Annotated in this window: 4 protein-coding genes; 3 read left to right on the forward strand and 1 reads right to left on the reverse strand. The window is 66.4% G+C overall.

Annotated elements, in window-relative coordinates; translation table 11 throughout:
* The 3 genes from crcB to PGX04_RS32040 all read left to right on the forward strand — a co-directional run.
* On the forward strand, window positions 1–394 hold a 394-nt coding region (gene crcB, locus PGX04_RS32030), incomplete at its 5' end, for a fluoride efflux transporter CrcB (protein WP_273742169.1).
* 153 nt (window positions 395–547) lie between these two features.
* The gene (locus tag PGX04_RS32035) at window positions 548–1,123 is read left to right on the forward strand and encodes a magnesium transporter (RefSeq protein WP_273742170.1); all 576 of its coding nucleotides are present in this window, start codon (window positions 548–550) and stop codon (window positions 1,121–1,123) included.
* A complete protein-coding gene (locus tag PGX04_RS32040) occupies window positions 1,123–1,704 on the forward strand; it encodes a magnesium transporter (RefSeq protein ID WP_273742171.1) in 582 nt (193 codons plus the stop codon). Before PGX04_RS32035 ends, PGX04_RS32040 begins: the two co-directional genes overlap by 1 nt.
* A 176-nt stretch (window positions 1,705–1,880) precedes the next feature.
* On the opposite strand, the gene PGX04_RS32045 is transcribed toward PGX04_RS32040, so the two are convergent.
* A partial coding sequence (locus tag PGX04_RS32045; RefSeq protein WP_273742172.1) for a potassium channel family protein occupies window positions 1,881–2,712 on the reverse strand: 832 nt, incomplete at its 5' end.

The following is a 2,712-nucleotide window of genomic DNA, read 5'->3' on the forward strand; positions in this document are numbered from 1 at the left end:
CACCCGAACGGTCGTCACCGTCGACCTCGAGCCGGCCCACGTCGTCGGCACCGGCGGCGCGATCGGTGCGATCCTCCGCTACTGGGTCGGCCAGCGCGTCTCGGATCGGGCCTCGAGCGACCGTTTCCCGCTGGCGACGTTCGCGGTCAACGTCGTCGGCAGTTTCGTCTTCGGACTCGCGGTCTTCGCGGGCGCGACCGAGTCGACGCTTCGACTGCTCGGCACCGGAATCTGCGGTTCGTTCACGACCTTCTCGACGTTTTCGGTCGAGACGGTCCGGCTGTACGAGCGCGGGGATCGAGCGCTCGCGGTCGGCAACGCCGCGGCGACCCTCGCCTGTTCGCTCGCGGCGATCGGCCTCGCGTGGGTCCTCGTCACGGCGAGTCCCCTCTGAGTGACAGTCGAAAAACGGCCCCTCCCTCCTCGAGCGATCCCGGCGAAATACGTTAGCGATCGGCCAGGAGTGGTACCAACCCACACGCCGTCGGGCGATGTGCTCGCGTTCGACCCGCGGTAGGTTTATGTCCGGACTACGTCATTCGCCGCTATGGAGGCTCGCCAAACCGCGTGGCGCATCTACCGCGAGTCGCTGCCGATCCTCGTGGTCAGCCTCGCCGGTGGGATCTTCGCGGGGTCGGTGCTCGGCTCCGAGGGGATGACGGCCGGATTCGAGCGATTTCCCGGCATGCTGTTGCTGCTCCCCGCATTCCTCGCGACCCGGGGGAACGTCTACGGGGCGCTCGGGGCGCGCATCTCGAGCGGGCTCCACCAGGGGCTGATCGACCCGGCGTTCTCGTGGAACCGACGACTCGTCAACGCGGTCGCCGCCTCCTTCATCAACGGGATCGGCATCTCGGTGTTCATCGCGTTCCTCTCGTGGGGCATTCTCCAGGTGCTGGGACGCGAGTCCGCACGGCTCGTCGAACTCGTCGGAATTATGCTCGTTTCCGGCGTCCTGACCTCGTTCACACTCATATTCGGCCTGCTGGCGCTGGTGTTCGCGAGCTACAAGTACGGCCTCGATCCCGACAACCTGATCGGCCCGATCGTCACCACGCTCGGCGACGTCTTCGGCGTCGTCTTCCTCTTCGTCGCGCTCACCGTCGTGGGGGTGGTGTTCTGATGGCGGCCGCGGACCCCGACGACCCGCTCGACGCCTGGACGATCCGGCACATCGTCCGGACGATGTTTCCCATCCTGCTCGTCCTCTCGATGCTCGAGATGGGATCGGGCTACGTCCTCGAGGAACTCGAGGAGACCTACCTCGCGAACCCGACGCTGCTCGTGCTCGTCCCCGTGATGATCGGGATGGGCGGCAACCTCGGGGCGATCCTCTCCTCGCGGCTCTCGACGCGGCTGCATCTCGGGCTGCTCGAGTTCGACCCTCGAGACGAGGTGCTGTGGACGAACATCCTGGCGATTCTGGGGCTCGCAGCGACGATCTTCTCGGCGCTGGGTATCGCCGCCTGGGTCGTCGGCCGGGTCATCGCCGAACCGATGGCGCTCGTCGACCTCATGCTCATCTCGGTGGTCAGCGGTATGCTGCTCGCCGTTATCGCGGTCGTGCTCAGTATCGGCGCGACCTACGTCTCCTACACGCAGGGGCTGGACCCCGACGACACGACGATTCCGGTCGTCACGAACCTCTGTGATATCCTCGGCGTGATCGTCCTCTCGGGGGTCGCGATCGTCGTCCTGAACTGAGAGCGAACTCACCTGTACGAGAGGAGACGAACTCGGGCGCTCCGGAGACTCGCGTCTCGGCGGTCAGTGGGTTCGCTCGAGAAGTGACCGTTCTCCCGTCGTATCTTCACCTTGTGACCAGAGGCACTTAAAGAACGACGGAAGCAGCGATCCGTCGCGACGAAAATAAATCGGGGCTACGCGGTCGCGAGCTCCCGAAAGTCCGCAGCAGCGGTCCGGGTCCCTTTCGAGATGAGCACGTCGCCGCCGCGTAACTCGGCGTCGGCGTCCGCGACCAGCAGCCACCCCTCGCTGGGTCTTCGGATGGCGATCACCGACATCGTCGAGTCCGCGTCGGGAACGCCGGCGGTGACCGCCGTGCCGTCGAGTTCGCTCCCCGTCTCGACCACGACGCGGGTGATGATCTCGTCGCTCTCCTGAACGGCCATCTGCACGACCGGGTGGACGTCGATGTCCCGCAGAACGCCCTCGCTGATCTCGATCGCGGTATCGCTGATCCGCTCCGTGCTGCTGCCCAGCTGGATCAATCCCCGCAGGGCGACCGGATCCGGCGCGTCGGCGGCTGCCCGCAACGTCCACGCCTCGAACCGGGACTGCATCGCGTCGACTTCGACCTCGAGGTTGCGGACCTCCTCGGCGAGCTCCTCGCTGTCGAACAGCACGCTGCTGTAGGCCAGATCGACCGCCAGTTCGGAGAAGTCCTTCATGTGGATGATCGTGTCCACGGCCCGCTCGAGATCGTCGATATCTGCCGTCTCGACGGAGGGTGCCTCGTAGACCTCGCAGGTCAGCGTCTCGCAGACGTCGCCGATCGACGAGTCGGGGCCCCGCAGAAATGCCACGTCGTCGGCCTCGATGCGCGTGTCCGGGCCGGGGTTGAGCAGCCACTCGTTCCCCCGCCGGAGCGCGATGGCGCGCACACCCGTCACCGACTCGAGGTCGATGTCTTTCAGCGTCCGCCCGGCGTAGGACGAATCCGGAGCGACGACGCCCCGAACGAGCGTGCCC

It is taken from the genome of Natrinema soli (assembly GCF_028618695.1).

Bases quoted from the DNA above. Each gene is read 5' to 3' on its own strand.
- PGX04_RS32035 (WP_273742170.1), top strand. From the start codon at position 548: ATGGAGGCTCGCCAAACCGCGTGGCGCATCTACCGCGAGTCGCTGCCG.
- PGX04_RS32040 (WP_273742171.1), top strand. From the start codon at position 1,123: ATGGCGGCCGCGGACCCCGACGACCCGCTCGACGCCTGGACGATCCGG.